Annotated in this window: 21 protein-coding genes; 10 read left to right on the plus strand and 11 right to left on the minus strand. The window is 46.2% G+C overall.

The window, feature by feature from the left end; genetic code table 11:
* Window positions 1-259: 259 nt before the first annotated feature.
* Both AB6E78_RS10355 and AB6E78_RS10360 read right to left on the minus strand, forming a co-directional pair.
* Window positions 260-523, minus strand: coding sequence for a YihD family protein (locus tag AB6E78_RS10355; RefSeq protein WP_009848104.1), 264 nt, complete (start codon window positions 521-523; stop codon window positions 260-262).
* Between the two features lie 131 nt (window positions 524-654).
* On the minus strand, window positions 655-822 hold the full coding sequence (locus AB6E78_RS10360; RefSeq protein ID WP_004739323.1) for a hypothetical protein: 168 nt from the start codon (window positions 820-822) through the stop codon (window positions 655-657).
* 283 nt (window positions 823-1105) lie between these two features.
* On the opposite strand from AB6E78_RS10360, the gene AB6E78_RS10365 reads away from it, so the two are divergent.
* Entirely contained in the window at window positions 1106-1897 is a 792-nt protein-coding gene (locus AB6E78_RS10365; RefSeq protein ID WP_017058778.1) for a sporulation protein, read from the plus strand.
* 180 nt (window positions 1898-2077) lie between these two features.
* On the plus strand, window positions 2078-2731 hold the full coding sequence (locus AB6E78_RS10370; protein ID WP_372133388.1) for a hemolysin III family protein: 654 nt from the start codon (window positions 2078-2080) through the stop codon (window positions 2729-2731).
* On the opposite strand, the gene AB6E78_RS10375 is transcribed toward AB6E78_RS10370, so the two are convergent.
* The 6 genes from AB6E78_RS10375 to def form a co-directional block, all read right to left on the minus strand.
* Window positions 2728-3303, minus strand: a complete 576-nt coding sequence (locus AB6E78_RS10375) for a DUF3157 family protein (RefSeq protein WP_060983481.1) — start codon at window positions 3301-3303, stop codon at window positions 2728-2730. The two genes, AB6E78_RS10370 and AB6E78_RS10375, sit on opposite strands and share 4 nt — an antisense overlap.
* A gap of 26 nt (window positions 3304-3329) precedes the next feature.
* The gene (locus tag AB6E78_RS10380) at window positions 3330-4775 is read right to left on the minus strand and encodes a TrkH family potassium uptake protein (RefSeq protein ID WP_065676893.1); all 1446 of its coding nucleotides are present in this window, start codon (window positions 4773-4775) and stop codon (window positions 3330-3332) included.
* Window positions 4776-4854: 79 nt separating this feature from the next.
* Window positions 4855-6231 (minus strand): Trk system potassium transporter TrkA, encoded by a 1377-nt coding sequence (gene trkA, locus AB6E78_RS10385; protein WP_004735766.1) that lies wholly within the window; start codon window positions 6229-6231, stop codon window positions 4855-4857.
* A gap of 109 nt (window positions 6232-6340) precedes the next feature.
* A complete protein-coding gene (rsmB, locus tag AB6E78_RS10390) occupies window positions 6341-7621 on the minus strand; it encodes a 16S rRNA (cytosine(967)-C(5))-methyltransferase RsmB (RefSeq protein ID WP_017058774.1) in 1281 nt (426 codons plus the stop codon).
* Between the two features lie 92 nt (window positions 7622-7713).
* Window positions 7714-8661: a methionyl-tRNA formyltransferase gene (gene fmt, locus AB6E78_RS10395; RefSeq protein ID WP_372133385.1), complete on the minus strand. Its 948-nt coding sequence runs from the start codon at window positions 8659-8661 to the stop codon at window positions 7714-7716.
* A 37-nt stretch (window positions 8662-8698) separates the two neighbouring features.
* Window positions 8699-9211, minus strand: a complete 513-nt coding sequence (gene def / locus AB6E78_RS10400; RefSeq protein WP_017058772.1) for a peptide deformylase — start codon at window positions 9209-9211, stop codon at window positions 8699-8701.
* A gap of 140 nt (window positions 9212-9351) precedes the next feature.
* Here def and AB6E78_RS10405 point away from each other — a divergent pair, with 140 nt between their 5' ends.
* The 4 genes from AB6E78_RS10405 to AB6E78_RS10420 are packed head-to-tail and all read left to right on the plus strand — an operon-like array spanning window position 9352 to window position 12614.
* Window positions 9352-10443, plus strand: a complete 1092-nt coding sequence (locus AB6E78_RS10405) for a LysM peptidoglycan-binding domain-containing protein (protein WP_372133382.1) — start codon at window positions 9352-9354, stop codon at window positions 10441-10443.
* Window positions 10440-11552 carry a DNA-processing protein DprA gene (dprA, locus tag AB6E78_RS10410; protein WP_327784986.1) on the plus strand — a complete coding sequence of 371 codons (1113 nt, stop codon included), beginning with the start codon at window positions 10440-10442 and terminating at the stop codon, window positions 11550-11552. Before AB6E78_RS10405 ends, dprA begins: the two co-directional genes overlap by 4 nt.
* 3 nt (window positions 11553-11555) lie before the next feature.
* Window positions 11556-12032 (plus strand): DUF494 family protein, encoded by a 477-nt coding sequence (locus tag AB6E78_RS10415; RefSeq protein WP_029235873.1) that lies wholly within the window; start codon window positions 11556-11558, stop codon window positions 12030-12032.
* 12 nt (window positions 12033-12044) lie between these two features.
* Window positions 12045-12614: a type I DNA topoisomerase gene (locus AB6E78_RS10420; protein WP_004735775.1), complete on the plus strand. Its 570-nt coding sequence runs from the start codon at window positions 12045-12047 to the stop codon at window positions 12612-12614.
* Between the two features lie 88 nt (window positions 12615-12702).
* Here the strand turns inward: AB6E78_RS10420 and AB6E78_RS10425 are convergent, their stop codons facing one another.
* Window positions 12703-13833, minus strand: coding sequence for a 5-(carboxyamino)imidazole ribonucleotide synthase (locus AB6E78_RS10425; RefSeq protein WP_065584145.1), 1131 nt, complete (start codon window positions 13831-13833; stop codon window positions 12703-12705).
* A 5-nt stretch (window positions 13834-13838) separates the two neighbouring features.
* The gene (gene purE, locus AB6E78_RS10430) at window positions 13839-14324 is read right to left on the minus strand and encodes a 5-(carboxyamino)imidazole ribonucleotide mutase (RefSeq protein WP_004735777.1); all 486 of its coding nucleotides are present in this window, start codon (window positions 14322-14324) and stop codon (window positions 13839-13841) included.
* 195 nt (window positions 14325-14519) lie between these two features.
* Between purE and AB6E78_RS10435 the strand changes: the two genes are divergently transcribed.
* The 4 genes from AB6E78_RS10435 to AB6E78_RS10450 all read left to right on the plus strand — a co-directional run bounded on the left by AB6E78_RS10435 (window position 14520) and on the right by AB6E78_RS10450 (window position 17206).
* Window positions 14520-15077 (plus strand): L-threonylcarbamoyladenylate synthase, encoded by a 558-nt coding sequence (locus tag AB6E78_RS10435; protein WP_017058767.1) that lies wholly within the window; start codon window positions 14520-14522, stop codon window positions 15075-15077.
* A gap of 19 nt (window positions 15078-15096) precedes the next feature.
* Window positions 15097-16014 (plus strand): oxygen-dependent coproporphyrinogen oxidase, encoded by a 918-nt coding sequence (hemF, locus tag AB6E78_RS10440; protein WP_372133377.1) that lies wholly within the window; start codon window positions 15097-15099, stop codon window positions 16012-16014.
* A 74-nt stretch (window positions 16015-16088) separates the two neighbouring features.
* A complete protein-coding gene (gene aroE, locus AB6E78_RS10445) occupies window positions 16089-16919 on the plus strand; it encodes a shikimate dehydrogenase (RefSeq protein WP_372133374.1) in 831 nt (276 codons plus the stop codon).
* A gap of 17 nt (window positions 16920-16936) precedes the next feature.
* Window positions 16937-17206, plus strand: a complete 270-nt coding sequence (locus tag AB6E78_RS10450; protein WP_048611195.1) for a DUF1488 domain-containing protein — start codon at window positions 16937-16939, stop codon at window positions 17204-17206.
* Here the strand turns inward: AB6E78_RS10450 and AB6E78_RS10455 are convergent.
* Window positions 17203-17748 carry a gamma carbonic anhydrase family protein gene (locus AB6E78_RS10455; protein WP_372133372.1) on the minus strand — a complete coding sequence of 182 codons (546 nt, stop codon included), beginning with the start codon at window positions 17746-17748 and terminating at the stop codon, window positions 17203-17205. The genes AB6E78_RS10450 and AB6E78_RS10455 overlap by 4 nt on opposite strands.
* Between the last annotated feature and the right edge of the window lie 217 nt (window positions 17749-17965).

Consider the following 17965-nt stretch of genomic DNA (forward strand, 5'->3'; position numbering starts at 1 on the left):
TTTAGAGAACCTGTTGAAATTGAGCTTGGTGCATTTGTTGTTATCGCACTCACTCTTATTATTTTAGAAGATTCTTATGGATGGCGATTATAGCGACAATCTTGTTCTCATTTCTTTAACGCTATCAACCTTTAACAACAAAAGTCATAACAGTTGTGACGAAAAAATAGCGAACAGAAACAAAAAAGCGACCTGGTGGTCGCTTTTTAAAATTGAGTGTTTTATCTATACGGCAATTGAGCTCTAAACTAACGGGCGACTAAAGAAGGCCACGTGCTTTTAGAATTGCGGTTTTGAAATCATCTTCTTGGTCTTTTTTCAGGCCCGGGATCATCTCATCTTTTTCGCTGTTGCGCATTTTTAGGTGATAGATAAGAACATCGTCAGTCAGTTCTTCAAGCTTGCCTTGGTAGCCCGCTTCTTTTGATAGCTTAATGATGAACTCTAATAGGTTAAGCTCTTGATCTTTCTGCCACTCAGGCTCCATCAGTTCAAGCAGTTCTTCAATGCGGTGACACTTCATACTTTATTTCTCCACAAATTTTATAATGATTTGTGGCTAAGGTATCAAATCGGGTAGGGAATACCAATGTGTAAACACATTTCAAGATGGGAGCGGGCAAGAAAAAAGCGCAGTAAAAACTGCGCTTTTTGTTAAGCGGCTTTAATCACTTTCGTTGTAGTCGGTGCTAATAAAGCAGTCTTCTCAACTAGAGTCATTGTAGGAGCCAATTTCTTAGCCGTTGGAGCAGCAACAAAGCCACTACGACGACGCATCGCACTACGGTTGGTGTGCGAGAACCTGACAGCTGTTGGGCGCATTAATTTACCTAACGGTCAGGCATATCCATTGCCAATCTAATGGCCTGATTTACCATGAGCTCCACCTCAATTGCTTGAAGCGTCACTCGTCTGGCTTTCGCCAATCCGAAAAATAAATCAGGATAATGATATGCATGCATATCAAGGCTTAGATTATCACTATCTAAGTTATCGATCGACGCCTGAGTGATAAATAGACGATATTAGAGCTAAAATAGTGTGAGCAGTATATTTGAGTTTGAACCTCTTTCAGGCTTAAGATGATGCTTTAAAGGAGGTGCATATGTCGTTCTTAAAGAAAACGTTAGCAAGTTTTGGAATTGGATCTGCCAAGGTGGATTCTGTATTGCAACAGGAAGTGCTTTATCCAGGCAAGAAGGCGAGCATTATTGTGCATGTCTATGGTGGCGCTCAGCCACAAGAGATCGACAATATCGATCTCAACTTGTGCTGTCGTTACGTCAAAGAAATTACTATGAATTCGCAAAGGCAAGAGGGCGGTCAAACACGTCGAATGCACCAGACATACTCGTTGGCTAAATGGAGCCTGCCGTATGCCTTTGTTATTCAGCCGGGTGAAACCCGTGATTTCGAGTGTGAATTTGATGTTCCGTTGAATACCCCAGTGACGATTGGTGATTCAAAAGTATGGCTTGAAACGGGATTAGATATTGCGATGGCGATTGATCCATCGGATAAAGACATCTTAACGGTGCGCCCTGACGCACTCCTCGATGGTATTTTTAACGAGCTTGAAGCTCAAGGGCTGCGTATTCGCCAAGTGGAGTGTGAAGCGGTAGAAGGCTTTGAACTGCCATTTGTACAAGAGTTCGAGTTTGTTCCGACGACGGGTCCTTATCATGGCCGTTGGCGTGAGCTTGAGGTTGTAGCTCATCGTGATGAAACTGAGCTTAAGTTGTGGTTTGAGATAGACCGTAATCGCGATGGTGCAAAAGGCATGTTGGCGAGCTTGTTAGGCATTGGCCAACTGCAGCGTCAATTGAGTGTGCCATTGGATACGTCACCACAAGATGCGGGCAAGATGGTACTTGAGTATCTAGACAACGCATCTTAGTTAGCTCTTTGGTTCTGTAGCTTTAGAGACCTTAGCTTCATCACACCGTTTAGGCGTTATTAATGTCATAAAAGATGTCATAAAAGATGTCATAAAAGATGTCATAAAAATTTAAGCTTACACGTGTAAGCTTAATGTGCAATACTAGGCAAATCGAACATTTACTCTAGTAGGATAATCATGTCTGCATCATCGGCGAGCGAATACAGTGACATCGAAGAACGCGCCAATGCGATAACCCATGGCTTGGGTGTTGTGCTTGGCGTGGTTGGTTTAGTCCTGCTGCTGATTCGCGCGTTTGATTACCAAGCCGACATGTTGACGGTTGCCAGTATGACAATCTATGGCAGCAGCATTATCCTGCTCTTTCTTGCTTCCACGCTTTATCACTCGATCACCACAGAAAAAACCAAGCGTTTACTAAAAACCCTCGATCACTGTGCGATTTATTTACTGATCGCAGGTAGCTACACGCCGTTTTTATTGGTTGGCTTAAGAACCCCATTGGCGATGGGCTTGATGGCGGTTATTTGGGGAATTGCGCTGGTCGGTATCATCATGAAGATTGCCTTCGTTTACCGATTCAAGCGCTTATCGCTGTTCATTTACTTAGCGATGGGCTGGCTATCTTTGATTGTTGTTTATCAATTAGCGATGAACATCGATATAGGTGGTTTGGTGTTGTTAGCGGTTGGCGGGGTGATCTATTCGCTGGGTGTGATTTTCTATGTTGCAAAACGCATCCCTTACAACCATGCAATCTGGCACTTGTTTGTATTGGCGGGTTGCGCTTGCCATTTCTTCGCTATCTATCTGTACGTGACTCCGGTTTAGCGAGCCAGTACTTCAGTAATCTCAGCTTTAATCTGATATTCAGGGTGTTGTTCTAGGTCGATCTTGATTAGCTTGCCTTCTTCACCCGTCTTTGGTCGCAAGTATGTGTCAGCCATACGTTTGATTGATTTCCATACAGCAACTTCTTCTTCTGCCAACAACGTACCCTCTGCAGTAAATACGCTGATGTTAAGTGATACTAAAATGACAGCTTGAGTGCCTTGGTTGGTGATGGCTGTCGGAATGATAAGTTCACCACCTTCATAACGACTTGCACCCAGTACAACATCCACTCCTGATTGAGACAGCTGTAAGCTTGGCTTTTTACTATTCACTACAATCGTAGTGCCACGCGTGTTCGTCGTAACTGGGACAGCGACTACGGGTACTGCTGCGACAGGCACGGCGATCTCTGAAGTTGTCGCTACTTCTTCCGCTTGTTTCTGTGCCACGTACTGCCACGTAAAGTCGTCTTTCAGCAGTACTTGTTTTCCATCTTGTAGAGTCACCATTTGGTCGGCGAAGGCTGAACTGCTCAGCAGTGCGCTTGCGATAAGTAGGTATGATTTCATCTCTGTTTCCTTAAATATTCGTGCAATTAGCGTCGCCAGAAGGCTGGGAAGAATAGAACGATCAGCGTCAGTATCTCGAGTCTTCCCATCAACATACCAAGGCTTAATAACCACTTTGCAGCGTCTGGCAGCGGCGCAAAATTCCCGGTTGGACCGATCACACTGCCCATGCCAGGACCAACGTTGGCAACGGCTGTGATAGCGCCAGATATACTAGTCACAGGATCAAGTCCCATCGCACTCAAGCCACCTGCAATTAAGATAATCGTAATAAAGAACATCAAACCAAATGCGACCAGTGAGCGCACAATGTCGTCATTCACTGGGCGTTGGTTATAGCGCTGAACAAAGACACCCGATGGGTGGATCAGCTTCATCATTTGTTTATGAAGCATGGTCATCGCGATCTGGAAGCGGAAGATTTTGATACCGCCAGAGGTTGACCCCGAGCACGCGCCCGCCATCATTAAAAACGCAAACAAGGTAGTCGGTAGTGCGCCCCACGCGGTGAAGTCTTCTAAGCCAAAACCGGTTGTGGTGACGACTGATACTATGTTGAACATCGAAACACGCATTGCATCCATGATGGTGTAGTCATCCCTAACCACCAGCCATGTCGATATTACGGCACTGGTGACCAAAAATAGATACGTGAAACCTCTCACTTGAGCGTCTTTGTAGAGGATTGAGAGCTTTCTACCACGCAGTGCGCTAACAAACAGTAAGAATGGCAGACCACCAAGGAACATGAACAGGGTTCCCACCCAGTGAGCACTGTTAGAGAAGTGGTTCATTGAGCCATCTGAGGTTGAGTAACCACCCGTCGACAGTGTTGTGAAGGCGTGATTGATCGCATCAAAGATGCCCATGCCTGCAAACAGATAGCTAATGATGCACAAGCCAGTCAGAACCAGATAAACCGCCACGATGTTCTTCGCGACCGTTTTCGCTCGTGGGCTGCTTTTATCTGACCAATCGGAGGACTCGGTTTGGAATAGGCGCATACCACCGACGTTAAGCATTGGCAGAACCGCTACCGCCATAACGATGAAGCCGATGCCGCCTAACCATTGCAGTATAGAGCGCCACAACAGAATGCTTGGTGCCATGCTGTCTAAGCCGCTCAATACAGTTGAGCCAGTCGTGGTGATACCAGACATGGTTTCAAAATAGGCGTCGGTGAAGCTGATGTGGTTGATGAAGACAAACGGCAGTGCAGCAAAGGCACTGGCAATCGTCCATACCAGAGAGGTGATCAGGAACATGTCCCGTACCCCAAGTCGGAACTTAGCTGAACGGCCTAAACTCAAGCAGATGAACGCCACTATGTGCGTGATCACTACCGACTGACCAAACTCGAGGAAGCCACCGGTGCCTGTAAAAAAGGCAACCAATGTAGGGATGTACATGAAAAGGGCGAGTTTTGATAACACTAACCCTATCACTAATAATATTGGACGAAAGTTGACCATAGCTTAATAGACCATCGCTTTGTGCCGAAGCTTGTTCTCACAAGAAGAAGGTTGTGAGAACAAGCTTACGAGAACAAGGCTATAAGAAGAACGGGCTCGGTTGGAATAGAGACTCAACATCAGGTACGTATTTCTTGTCCACTAGGAACATAACTACGTGGTCATCTTGTTCGATAACGGTTCTATCGTGCGCGATAAGCACCTCTTCTCCGCGAACAATCGCACCAATCGTGGTACCCGGTGGTAGTTTGATGTCGCCAATAGCTCGGCCAACCACTTTAGATGTGGTTTCGTCACCGTGAGCAATCGCTTCGATCGCTTCAGCAGCGCCGCGACGCAGAGATGATACGTTTACAATATCAGCACGACGAACGTGAGTGAGCAGCGCAGAAATGGTCGCTTGTTGTGGAGAGATAGCAATATCAATCACACCACCCTGAACAAGGTCGACGTAAGCACCACGCTGAATCAGTACCATTACCTTCTTGGCACCCATTCGCTTAGCCAGCATCGCTGACATGATGTTGGTTTCATCTTCATTGGTTAGGGCAATGAACACGTCCACTTGATCGATGTTCTCTTCGGTCAGCAGCTCTTGGTCTGCGGCATCACCACAGAAGACGATGGTGTTTTCTAATTCTTCAGACAACTTCTCGGCACGAGTGTAACTGCGCTCAATAAGTTTGATGCTGTAGCTCTGTTCAAGGCGTTTAGCCAAGCTTGCACCAATGTTACCACCACCGACAATCATGATGCGGCGGTACGGTTTCTCTAGGCGTTGCAGTTCACTCATTACTGAGCGGATATGGTTACTTGCCGCCACAAAGAACACTTCATCATCGGCTTCAATGATGGTGGTGCCTTGTGGGCGAATAGGGCGACCTTGACGGAAGATAGCCGCAACACGCGTATCGATGTGCGGCATGTGCTCACGCAAAGCAGATAGGGCGTTACCGACCAGTGGACCACCGTAGTAGGCTTTTACTGCTACTAGGCTAACCTTCTGTTCAGCAAAGCTCACAACCTGCAGTGCGCCTGGGTATTGAATCAGGCGCTCGATGTAGCTGGTCACTAGCTCTTCGGGTGCGATCAGGTGATCGACTGGGATGGCACCTGATTTGAATAACGCTTCTTTCTCTTCTAGGTATTGAGGAGAGCGAATACGAGCAATTCGGTTCGGCGTATTGAAAAGAGAGAAAGCAACCTGACACGCAGCCATGTTGGTTTCATCCATGTTGGTTACGGCAACCAACATGTCGGCATCTTGCGCACCCGCTTCACGTAGTGTGTTTGGGTGGCTGGCATAACCGTTTACAACCCTAAGGTCGTACTTATCCTGAAGTTCACGAAGTCGGTCAGCATTACGGTCGACAATGGTGATGTCGTTGTTTTCACCAACCAGGTTTTCAGCAAGGGTACCGCCAACTTGTCCAGCACCTAGGATAATGATCTTCATAGCCTTTCTCTTTTCTTTACCGTGGTAATTCTAGTTATCTAACTTTATTTTGATAATGCACTAGAAAGAAACAGCGGCTAAGAAATAAATTCTTAGCCGCTGTTAGTTGTTATGCCTGTTTTACTAGAACTGCGTAGTAGAAGCCATCCATATCTTCTTCTCCAGGTAGTATTTGACGACCCGGATTTTCGATATCAGACCCAACCAACGTAGCGTTCTCAGTGCGTGCTAGGAATGCTTTCACTTGCAGCACGTTTTCTTGCGGCGTGATAGAACAAGTCGCATAAACCATGGTGCCGCCTTCTTTCAGCTGACGCCACATTGCATCCATAATCTCGCTTTGCAGTTCAGCCAGCGCATCAATGTCAGACGCACGACGTAGCCACTTGATATCAGGGTGACGGCGAATTACGCCAGTCGCTGAACAAGGCGCATCAAGCAGGATACGGTCGAACTTATCACCCATCCACCACTCTTCAGGGTAGCGAGCATCACCACAAATTACGTCGGCACGCAGTTGTAGACGCTCAAGGTTATCGTAAACACGGTCTAGGCGTTTAATGTCGCAGTCAATCGCAACCACTTCAGTGTCTTGAGTGTGCTCAAGAATGTGTGCCGTTTTACCACCTGGCGCAGCACAACAATCTAAGATCAGCTCACCATCTTTTGGTGTTAGGTAGTCAACCGAAAGCTGAGCGGCTGCGTCTTGCACTGATACCCAACCTCTGTCGAAGCCAGGAAGCAAAGTAACATCACAAGGTGCAGCTAATTTTATGGCATCGGCTGCTTCTGGGTGCAATGTGTATTCAATGTTTTCGTTTTTAAGCAGTTCTACATACTCGTCACGAGTGTGGTGTTGGCGGTTAACGCGCAGCCACATTGGTGCCTTACTGTTGTTTGCTTCAACCAGTTGCTCCCATTGATCTGGGTAGCTCTCTTGAAGCATTTTTAGAATCCAGCTTGGGTGGCCGTATTTGCCTGCATTGTGACTAACGGCTTTCTCGTCCAGTTCTTCTTGGTCACGTAGGTAGCTACGTAGCACAGCGTTGATCAAACCACTCAGGCTTGGACCACGCAGTGTTTTAGTGCCCTCAACCGTTTCAGCAACCGCGGCATGCGAAGGGATACGCATGAAGCTTAGTTGGTAAATGCCCACCAAGATTAGGTGGTGGAATACACGCTTTTTACCTTTAAGCGGGTTTTCCATCAGTTCGTTAGCGATTGACTCTAAACGAGGCAGGTAACGAAGTGCGCCGTAGCAAATCTCTTGCAGTAGAGCATGGTCTCGTGGACGGATCGTTTTTTGAGCCGCAGGGAGAGCGTGTGACAGAGAGTGGCCTTTATCGACAACTTGGAATAGGACATTTGCAGCAGCAGCGCGAACATTCATGAGGGGTACCGAATATTTATTTGAATACATGAGGGCATCTCTGCCCTCGTAAAGGTTTTCTAAGCTGCGTAATTAGCAGCTTTAAAAGCGGATTAAGAAAGTTGTGTACCAACTTCAAACCAGATTGCACGTGAGTTCAAGATATCCTGAACTGACATGGCTTTTTTACCTGGAACTTGCAGTTGTTCAAGAACAAGTACGCCTTGCCCTGTCGCAACATAGATACCAGTTTTATCCGCTTGCAGAATGGTACCTGCAGGCTTATCAGAAGTTTGCTCTGCCACACGGCTTTGCCATACTTTAATGCTGTTCTCAGCAGCTTCAAAGTGACTCATTGGCCATGGGTTGAAGGCACGAACGCAGCGCTCAATATGCGCAGCTTCATCACTCCAGTTGATACGCGCTTCTTCTTTGCTTAGCTTCTTCGCGTAGTTCGCAAGCTCATCGTCTTGCTTTTCTGCAACTGCTTTGCCAGAAGCGATGTCCGCTAGACATTCAACAAGCGCATCAGGGCCAAGGCCCGCTAATTTCTCGTACATAGATGCGCTAGTATCTGTCGCTTCGATAGGCAGCGTCGCGATACTTAGCATGTCGCCAGTATCTAGGCCGATATCCATCTGCATGATCGTCACGCCTGTCTCTTTATCACCCGCCCAAATAGAGCGTTGAATCGGAGCAGCACCACGCCAGCGCGGTAGGATAGAGCCATGTACGTTGATACAACCTAAGCGAGGCGTATCTAATACAACCTGCGGAAGCAATAAGCCGTAAGCGACAACAACCATGATGTCAGCGTTCAATTCAGCTAGCTCTTGCTTAGCCTCATCTGACTTGAAGTTTTCTGGTTGGTAAACCGGAATATTGTTTTCAAGTGCGATGTTTTTTACTGGGCTCGCAGTGAGTTTTTTACCGCGGCCTGCTGGGCGATCTGGCTGTGTGTAAACAGCAACAACTTCATGCTCCGAAGACAACAACGCCGCCAAGTGACGGGCGGCGAAATCCGGAGTACCTGCAAAGACAATTCTTAAAGACTGACTCAAGGTAGGCTTCCTTCTAATTTAGTAATAGCAGCGGTTATTAACCTTGTTTCTCGTTGAAACGTTTAATCTTCGCTAGCTTATCTTGGATACGTTTACGCTTTAGTGGCGATAGGTAATCAACAAACAACTTGCCTTCTAGGTGGTCAAGTTCGTGCTGAACACAGATAGCCAGAAGGTCGTCAGCGTCGAATGTGAATTCGTTGCCGTCACGGTCTAGTGCTTTAACCGTTACTTCTGCAGCGCGAGGTACTAGAGCTCGAGCGCCTGGTACAGATAGGCAGCCTTCTTCGATTCCATCTTCGCCGCGCTTCTCAGTAATTTCAGGGTTGATAAGCACCATTGGCTCATCACGTGTTTCTGAAATATCGATAACAACGATGCGTTGGTGGAAATCTACTTGCGTTGCCGCAAGGCCGATACCTTCTTCGTCGTACATGGTTTCAATCATGTCATCAACGAACTTTTGAATCTCTGGGGTAACTTCTTTTACCGGTTTCGCCACGGTACGTAGACGATCATCTGGTAATGTTAATACTTGTAATACAGACATATACACTCGAAATATTGAACTGTGCCGAAACAGCTTAAACCTTGTTGGCTCAATTCTAGACATTTTAGAGGTCAAATGACAGCATCCTGAAGGTAATTCTCCAATCAGATGTCATATATTCAGACCAAGGAACCTAGGTCATGCGTCATTTATTGCCTGCTTTATCTCTTATTTGTGCCTCGATTTCGTTCGCCGCTACGGCTGAAAATAGTGAGCAACCTTTAACCATTAAACAGGGCGCACCTGAGGCGTATGTGGTGGTTAAGGGCGATACTTTGTGGGATATCTCTGCGATGTATCTCGATAGTCCATGGTTGTGGCCAAGGTTATGGCAGGTCAATCCAGAGATAGAAAACCCTCATCTCATTTATCCCGGAGATAAACTGTCTTTGGTTTGGATTAATGGCGAGCCTGTATTGAGCCTCAAGCCTGTTATCAAGCTTAGCCCTAAGATTCGTGTCTCTGAGAAGAAAGCAGTACCTACCGTCAATGAAGGGCTGGTTTTGCCATATTTACAGTCTGATCGCTTGGTAGAGCAGCAAGATATCGAATCAGCGCAACGAGTATTAGGTACCAGCGATGGCAAACGCTTCTTATCGGGTGCAGACCGGTTGTTTATCTCAGGTAACCAACAACATCAAAAGTGGGGTATCTACCGCGCAGTTGAAACCTACCAACGGCAGCAACCCCAAGCGAGTATTACCTCTTTGCGACTGGTCGCCACTGCGCGCTTAAAAGAGGTGGATGCTGAGTTCAGCAGCTTGCAGATAGACACTCAGCTGCAAGAGGTACTGCTTAATGACCTTGTGCTACCAGAACTTGGTGTTGATCAGGTGAAGCTCTCTACCACGTTTTATCCTGCACCTAGTGCGGCAGGTCAGTTTGCTAATATCTTGGGCTCATTAGATGGCAGCCAGTACAGCGCGAAGAATCAGGTAGTGGTGATCAACAAAGGTTCACAGGATAACCTTCGCCAAGGTTCTATGTTTACCCTCAGTGAAAGCGGTGCTGTGGTGTTTGGTAAGCAGGGTGAATACAGCTATAAAGAGTCTGCGGCGAGTAATAAAGTGCAGCTACCAAGTACCTCGCTCGGTAGCTTGATGGTCATTCGTCCTTATGAGCATTTTAGCCTCGCGTTGATTACTCAGAGCTCTAAGCCTGTTAGTAATGATATTCTGGCGGTATCGCCTTTGGACCTTGCTTTGACGGAAGAGATTAAGGGTACCGAGTGAATGAGCAACAACTGAGTGCTTGGTTAACTCTAAGTTTTGTTCCGCAATTGGGTGGCAAACGCCTTTCTCGCCTGCTGAGTATCGATTCCCCTTCGAACATTGTTGGCTACTCAAGTCAGCAGCTGCAAGCGATGGGTTTGTCAGCTAAGCAAATATCCTATCTAAGAGAGCAAGCCCCAAGAGAAGTGGAGGCTTGCTTATCATGGCAAGCAAAACAGCCTAACCATCACATTATTACCCCGAATTGCTCATATTATCCCAAACTGCTCAATGAGATTGCCTCTGCGCCCAGTGTTCTTTTCGTTAAAGGTCACGTCGAAAAGCTGATTGAACCTCAAATCGCTATGGTCGGCAGTCGCAATGCCAGTCTTGAAGGGCTGCAGACAGCGAAGTCCTTCGCCAAAGAGTTTGTCCAAAACGGTTTGATTGTCACCAGTGGCTTAGCTTTAGGTATCGATGGCTATGCTCATGATGGTGCTCTGGATAAAGGAGGGGAAACTTTCGCTGTGTTGGGCTCTGGTTTGGATTCTATTTATCCAGCACGACACCGAAATCTAGCGGAGAGGATCTGTGAGAACGGCGCGCTGATTTCAGAGTTTCGCCCAAGTGCTAAACCGAGACCTGAACATTTCCCCCGTCGTAACCGTATTATAAGTGGCTTGTCTTTGGGAACTCTCGTTGTTGAAGCGGCAGAAAAGAGTGGTTCTTTGATTACGGCTCGTTATGCGATGGAGCAAGGTCGAGAAGTGTTTGCGCTTCCCGGTTCTATTCATAGCCCAACCAGCCGCGGAGGTAACAGTCTAATCAAAGCTGGAGCATGTTTAGTGCAAAATGCTCAAGATGTTCTGATTGAAATAAAGAGTCTGTTAAACTGGTCTATAGATCAGCAGCCGAGCTTATTCGAACCTACGCAGAATAAGGGTGAAAATGAACAATTGCCATTTCCACAGCTGTTAGCTAACGTAGGATTAGAGGCGACACCCGTTGATATTTTGGCACAGAGAACCCATATACCTGTGCATGAAGTCATGATGCAGCTTTTAGAGCTTGAGCTCTCAGGGCATGTTGTTGCAGTTTCCGGTGGCTATATTCGAAAGGGGAGAGGCTAAGCTATGATGATGGACATACTGATGTACTTGTTTGAAACCTACATCCATAGCGATTCTGAATTGCAGGTGGATCAAGACGAGCTGGAAGATGAGCTTCTTCGAGCAGGGTTTCACCAAGACGATATTTATAAGGCCCTCCATTGGTTAGAAGATCTTGCGGCACTGCAAGATACCGACAACCAAGCGGCGATTACTATGTGCTCCAATACCTCGATGCGTGTTTATACCAGTCGAGAGATTTCACGTATTAATATGGAGTGTCGAGGTTTCCTACTATTCCTAGAGCAGATCAACGTGCTCACGACAGAGATTCGTGAAATGGTGATTGATCGTGTGATGGGGCTTGAGACAAACGAATTTGAATTGGATGATCTGAAATGGATTATCTTAATGGTGCTATTTAATGTGCCGGGTAATGAAAGTGCTTACACGCAAATGGAAGAGCTGTTGTACACCAAAGAGCAAGGTATCTTGCATTAATACAGGCTTGTCATGAGTAGTAAGATTGATAATCAGCTTTTTTCAGCACATGAACATGCATTAGAGCATGAACCATGTCCACAGTGCGGTGGAGAGCTTCAGCTTCGCCATGGTAAGCACGGCCCATTTTTAGGCTGTAAGCAGTATCCGAGCTGTGATTACATCAAGCCTCTTCATCAAAATGATGGTCATGTGGTGAAAGAGCTGGGCGTGCCGTGTCCTAAATGCCAAAACGAATTGGTATTAAGGCAAGGTCGCTTTGGGATGTTCATTGGTTGTAGTAGTTACCCAACGTGTAATCACATCGAATCTTTGGATCAACCGAAAGAACAACCTGAAGAACAGCCACTTGTTGCCTGCCCTGAGTGTGGTCGAGGTCACTTGGTTGAGCGTAAATCTCGCTATGGCAAAACCTTCTATGCGTGTGATAACTACCCTAAGTGTAAGTTTGCCGTTAATCAGCCACCAGTTATAGGACGCTGTGAAGAGTGCCAGTTCCCACTGTTACTGGAGAAGAAAACGGCCAGTGGTACCAAGAAGCAATGCGCAGATCGCAAGTGTCACCACATTCAATCTCAATAACTCGATATTATAGACACAAAAAAACGGCGCTCACTGAGCGCCGTTTTTGTATCCAATAAACTTTTTATATCAATAAGCCAATGTAGGCTTACTTCATCTGCTCAGCAAACTCATGCACAGCAGGGTAGGCTTGTTTATCAAGAATCTCAGCCAATGAGCACAACGCTCTTTGTAATTCTGCGTTGTAGTCAGCGCTCACGTTAATGTGGCCCATCTTACGACCTGCACGCTTCTCTTTGCCATACCAATGAACATGACAACCACCTTGAGCCAGAATCGCTTCAGGTAGGGTATCTTCACCAAGAATGTTGATCATTGCGGTTGGACGAATCAGTTTAGTGCTGCCTAGTGGCATGCCACATACGGCACGTAGGTGGTTTTCAAACTGACAAGTCTCTGCGCCTTGTTGCGTCCAGTGACCAGAGTTATGAACTCGTGGTGCAATCTCATTAACTAGCAGTGAACCTTGAACATCAAAGAACTCAAGTGCAAGCACGCCAACGTAGTCCAAACGTTCTGCAACTGCGGTGAACATGGTTTTCGCTTGCTCTTGCAGTTCAATGTCATCAATCGCTGTCGATAAGCTCAACACGCCGTCGGTGTGAACATTCTCAGCCAGTGGATACACTTGAACCTCGCCATTGGTATCACGAGCACCAACCAGTGATACTTCGCGGTCAAACGGAACAAACTCTTCAGCCACAATCGCTTGGTTGTCGGTCGCGGTAATGCACTCAGCCATTTCTGCCCAAGTCGCGTCAACATTGTCTAATGTCTTTAAGCGCCATTGGCCCTTGCCGTCGTAGCCGCCAAGTGTGCTCTTCAACACCATTGGTAAGCCAACGTGAGCAATTGCAGCGTCAAAGTCTTCGCGAGAGTTAACCACGTAGTACTTAGCATTCTTCACGTTCGCTTCGTCTAACAGGGCTTTTTCAAGACGACGGTCACCGCCAGCTTTGATTGCTTCTGTTGTCGGTAAGAACTTACCGCTGCGTTCACACACCTCAAGTACATCGTGAGGAATATGTTCGAATTCAGCAGTAATGACGTCCGCACGCTCAATCGCATTTTCTAAGCCGTTACCTAGAATCGCTTGCGTTAATGGGTGAACAATATTTTTGCTGCCAACATCAAAAGCAGAAATTTCAATATTCAGCGGTGCCCCAGCTAGGGACATCATGCGAGCAAGTTGGCCCGCGCCTAACACAAGAACATGCATGGAAATTAGTCCTCTGCAGGGTTTGGATTAGCCAAAACCGTTTCTGTTTGCTCAGAACGGAATGCTTCTACTTTTGCCATTACTTCTTCATTGTGTGTACCAATGATTTGAGCCGCTAGGATGCCTGCATTGGCAGCGCCAGCTTCACCGATAGCCAAAGTACCTACCGCGATACCTTTTGGCATCTGCACGATAGAAAGCAGAGAGTCCATGCCTTTCAGTGCTTTAGACTGAACTGGAACACCCAGAACTGGTACGCTTGTGAAAGCAGCAGCCATGCCCGGAAGGTGCGCTGCACCGCCAGCACCAGCAATAATTACTTTAATACCGCGCTCTTTCGCACTGGTTGCGTAGTCTGCAAGCAACTGAGGTGTGCGGTGAGCAGAAACCACTTTTGTTTCGTACGCCACGCCAAACTGATCCAACATTTCTGCAGCTAGCTTCATTGTTGGCCAATCAGATTTAGAACCCATGATAATACCGACAGTCATCTCAAACTCCTTCAGGTACGATTTAATTAGTGATTAGATATTTTGCGCGCATTATACGGGTAAAATTACTTAAGGAAAACGTTTGCGTCAGTCTAAGTTGTTAATTGATACATTTTATAAACAAATAGCTTTAGTCACAGTGAATGATAATTTGTACACTTAGCGAGTTCGATAACTGACTTAATGAGGCAACCCGTGGATAACTTTCAACATACATTGCAGGCATTACAACAAGGTGAAGTCATTGCTTACCCGACCGAAGGCGTTTTTGGGGTTGGTTGTGATCCTGATAATCCACATGCCATCAAGAAATTACTCGAGTTAAAACAGCGTCCAGTTGAAAAGGGCTTGATCTTGATTGCTGCAAGTTACGAGCAGCTGCTTCCTTATATTGATGAAAGCCAGTTGACGGAAGAACAGTTGGTAACAGTGAAAGCGACATGGCCAGGTCCGGTCACTTGGATTATGCCAACCAGCAGCAAAGTTACTGACTGGGTCAGCGGCCAGTTTGATTCCATCGCGGTACGAGTGACGGATCACCCTTTGGTTCAAAGAATGTGTAATGAGTTCGGCAAGCCGTTAACCTCTACCAGTGCCAACCTGACTGGCGAGCCGCCTTGTATGACGACTGAAGAAGTTCAACAGCAACTGGGTCAACACTTAGTCGCGATTCTAGAAGGCCAAACGGGTGGCCGTGAGAAGCCAAGCGAAATTAGAGATGCAAAAACGTCGAAAATATTAAGACAGGGTTAAACCCTGCAAAGGAAGTAAGATGTCAGCAATTGATAAAGAAGCAGTAAAGCAGTTTTTACTGAGCCTACAAGATTCGATTTGCCAGCAGCTTGAGCAAGCTGATGGTGTAGCGTTGTTTGAAGAAGATGCATGGGAGCGAGAACCTGGCGATCGTCTAGGTGGCGGTGGTCGTACTCGCGTGATGACCAATGGTGCTTTATTTGAACAGGGTGGAGTTAACTTCTCTCACGTCGCTGGTAAAGCAATGCCTGCCTCTGCAACCGCTCACCGTCCTGAGTTAGCCGGACGTAAGTTTGAGGCGATGGGGGTTTCATTAGTTATCCACCCTAAAAACCCATATATCCCAACCTCACACGCGAACGTTCGATTCTTCATTGCGGAAAAAGAAGGGGAAGACCCGATTTGGTGGTTTGGTGGTGGTTTTGACTTAACGCCATTTTATCCTGTCGACGAAGACTGCCAATCTTGGCATCAAACAGCCAAAGATCTTTGTGCGCCATTTGGTGATGATGTTTATCAAGAGCACAAAGAATGGTGTGATAAGTACTTCTATCTGCCTCACCGAGACGAAACACGTGGTGTGGGTGGTCTGTTCTTTGATGATCTTAACGAGTGGGGCTTTGAAAAGAGCTTTGCTTATATGCAGGCGGTTGGTGAAGGTTTTGCAGCCGCATACTTACCAATTGTAGAACGACGCAAACAGACGCCTTATGGTGAGCGCGAGCGTGATTTCCAACTTTATCGTCGTGGTCGCTATGTTGAATTTAACTTAGTGTATGATCGTGGCACCCTATTTGGTTTACAAAGCGGCGGTCGAACAGAGTCTATATTAATGTCGATGCCGCCATTGGCTCGCTGGGAATACCGCTACGAACCACAAGCGGGTTCACCAGAAGCTCTGCTTTATAGCGACTACCTAAAGCCTCGAGTTTGGTAGTTCTTCCTTCCTTATAGGGATAGTGATAGGGTCATCTATATAGATGACCTTTTTTATTTCTGTTAGGTAAGGATATGACACAGCAAGTAGATCGTTATGCCGTTTTCGGTAACCCTATTGGGCAAAGCAAATCGCCATTCATTCACACATTATTTGCTCGCCAAACCAGCCAACAACTTACCTATACAGCATTACAGCCAGAGCATGGTGAATTTATCACTGCTGCCAAAGCCTTTTTCAGTGAAGGTGGTCGAGGATGTAATGTCACAGCGCCTTTTAAAGAAGATGCCTATCAGTTTGCCAATCGCCTAACTGAGAGGGCTGAACTGGCCGGTGCCGTAAATACCCTAAAGAAGTTAGATGATGGAGAGATCATTGGTGATAACACCGATGGTGAGGGCTTAGTTCAAGACTTGCTTCAACATCAAGTTGCGTTAAAAGGAACTCGCGTTCTTCTTCTTGGCGCTGGTGGTGCTGCGAGAGGAGTGATTCAACCTCTTCTCGACCAAAAACCGCAGCAGTTGGTGATTGCTAACCGAACCAGTTCAAAGGCAGAACTATTGGCTGAGATGTTTTCTTCACATGGAAACATCAAAGGAGTGGGGTTAAGCGATGTTAATGAAGGGTTTGATGTCATCATTAACTCGACCTCGTCTGGTTTAAGTGGTCAGCTTCCTGAAGTGTCTGAGGTGATTTTCAATTCTACTAGCGCCGTTTATGACATGGTTTATGGAGCTGGAACGACGGTATTCAATCAATGGGCATTAGATAATGGTGTTCATGCTGCTTATGATGGTTTGGGTATGCTAGTGGGGCAGGCAGCAGAAAGCTTTATGCTTTGGCGTGGTCTTCGTCCGGGAACAAAACAGATTTTAAGAGAATTACGTAAAAACCTAGAGATGTAATGAGGTGTTTATAAAAAATGAATCAATCAATTCTATTTCCTGATATCCAAGATTGGGATGAAGAGAGCCGAACAATCACGTTCCCAGCACAACAGTCGGGCGCATTGATTGAATGTGTCATGTCTATTGAGGAATTATCACAATTGGCAGGAAGAGATATAGAAGAAGGCGATCAAGCTTTAGTTATCTTTTCAGAGTTACGTTTCGATATTGAAGAGCTAGCGGAAGAGTTAATAGAAGAAGAGGAGTATGACTCCTCTAATCGGATTCAGATCAAAGCGCTTTAGACTGGAAGTACAGAGTCTAGATAGTCATTTTTATTCTGAACATAGTTGTCTGCAGACTTCTGTAAAAAGGCACGTTCTTTATCATTTAATGGGCGTGCTTGTTTTACTGGGCTTCCTACATAGAGATAACCACTTTCAAGTACTTTGTTTGGTGGCACCAAGCTACCAGCACCAATCATCACTTCTTTTTGGATAATCACGCCATCCAACACGATCGCTCCCATACCCACAAGTACACGATCTTCAATGGTGCAGCCATGCAGCATTACTTTATGTCCGATAGTGACATCATTACCTATTAATAGAGGATAACCCTCAGGGTTTTCTGCATTCTTATGGGTGACGTGCAAGACACTACCATCTTGGATATTCGTTCTCTCTCCGATATAAATGTGGTTCACATCTCCTCGAGCTGCAACCAAAGGCCACACGCTAGAGTCATTACCGATTTTGATATCACCAACCAGTACTGAACTTGTATCTATATAGACACCTTGCCCAATCTGAGGGGATATTCCTTTATAACTGCGTATTGAACTCATAAATCCTCCTTTATATAGGCACCTTAAGCTCTTAATTAAGGGGAATACTAGTGAAAATGGAGTGTTTTGAACAAAAAACGCTCGAACAATCAAAAAAGTAAGAAAAACTTCAAAAAGGGCTTGCCAGTATGATCGAAATCTCTATAATGCCACCTCGCTGACACGGGATGGCTTCAACAGAAACCAAAACGAATCAGCAGGTCAAATTAGCCAAGCT

This window comes from Vibrio sp. 10N.247.310.98, from assembly GCF_041467395.1.
GTDB classification, from domain to species: Bacteria; Pseudomonadota; Gammaproteobacteria; order Enterobacterales; family Vibrionaceae; genus Vibrio; species Vibrio crassostreae_C.

Coding starts and splice junctions, on each gene's coding strand:
- AB6E78_RS10355 (WP_009848104.1), bottom strand. CDS start 523: ATGAAGTGTCACCGCATTGAAGAACTGCTTGAACTGATGGAGCCTGAG.
- AB6E78_RS10360 (WP_004739323.1), bottom strand. CDS start 822: ATGCGCCCAACAGCTGTCAGGTTCTCGCACACCAACCGTAGTGCGATG.
- AB6E78_RS10365 (WP_017058778.1), top strand. CDS start 1,106: ATGTCGTTCTTAAAGAAAACGTTAGCAAGTTTTGGAATTGGATCTGCC.
- AB6E78_RS10370 (WP_372133388.1), top strand. CDS start 2,078: ATGTCTGCATCATCGGCGAGCGAATACAGTGACATCGAAGAACGCGCC.
- AB6E78_RS10375 (WP_060983481.1), bottom strand. CDS start 3,303: ATGAAATCATACCTACTTATCGCAAGCGCACTGCTGAGCAGTTCAGCC.
- AB6E78_RS10380 (WP_065676893.1), bottom strand. CDS start 4,775: ATGGTCAACTTTCGTCCAATATTATTAGTGATAGGGTTAGTGTTATCA.
- trkA (WP_004735766.1), bottom strand. CDS start 6,231: ATGAAGATCATTATCCTAGGTGCTGGACAAGTTGGCGGTACCCTTGCT.
- rsmB (WP_017058774.1), bottom strand. CDS start 7,621: ATGAATGTTCGCGCTGCTGCTGCAAATGTCCTATTCCAAGTTGTCGAT.
- def (WP_017058772.1), bottom strand. CDS start 9,211: ATGTCTGTATTACAAGTATTAACATTACCAGATGATCGTCTACGTACC.
- AB6E78_RS10405 (WP_372133382.1), top strand. CDS start 9,352: ATGCGTCATTTATTGCCTGCTTTATCTCTTATTTGTGCCTCGATTTCG.
- AB6E78_RS10415 (WP_029235873.1), top strand. CDS start 11,556: ATGATGATGGACATACTGATGTACTTGTTTGAAACCTACATCCATAGC.
- AB6E78_RS10420 (WP_004735775.1), top strand. CDS start 12,045: ATGAGTAGTAAGATTGATAATCAGCTTTTTTCAGCACATGAACATGCA.
- AB6E78_RS10425 (WP_065584145.1), bottom strand. CDS start 13,833: ATGCATGTTCTTGTGTTAGGCGCGGGCCAACTTGCTCGCATGATGTCC.
- purE (WP_004735777.1), bottom strand. CDS start 14,324: ATGACTGTCGGTATTATCATGGGTTCTAAATCTGATTGGCCAACAATG.
- hemF (WP_372133377.1), top strand. CDS start 15,097: ATGTCAGCAATTGATAAAGAAGCAGTAAAGCAGTTTTTACTGAGCCTA.
- aroE (WP_372133374.1), top strand. CDS start 16,089: ATGACACAGCAAGTAGATCGTTATGCCGTTTTCGGTAACCCTATTGGG.
- AB6E78_RS10450 (WP_048611195.1), top strand. CDS start 16,937: ATGAATCAATCAATTCTATTTCCTGATATCCAAGATTGGGATGAAGAG.
- AB6E78_RS10455 (WP_372133372.1), bottom strand. CDS start 17,748: ATGAGTTCAATACGCAGTTATAAAGGAATATCCCCTCAGATTGGGCAA.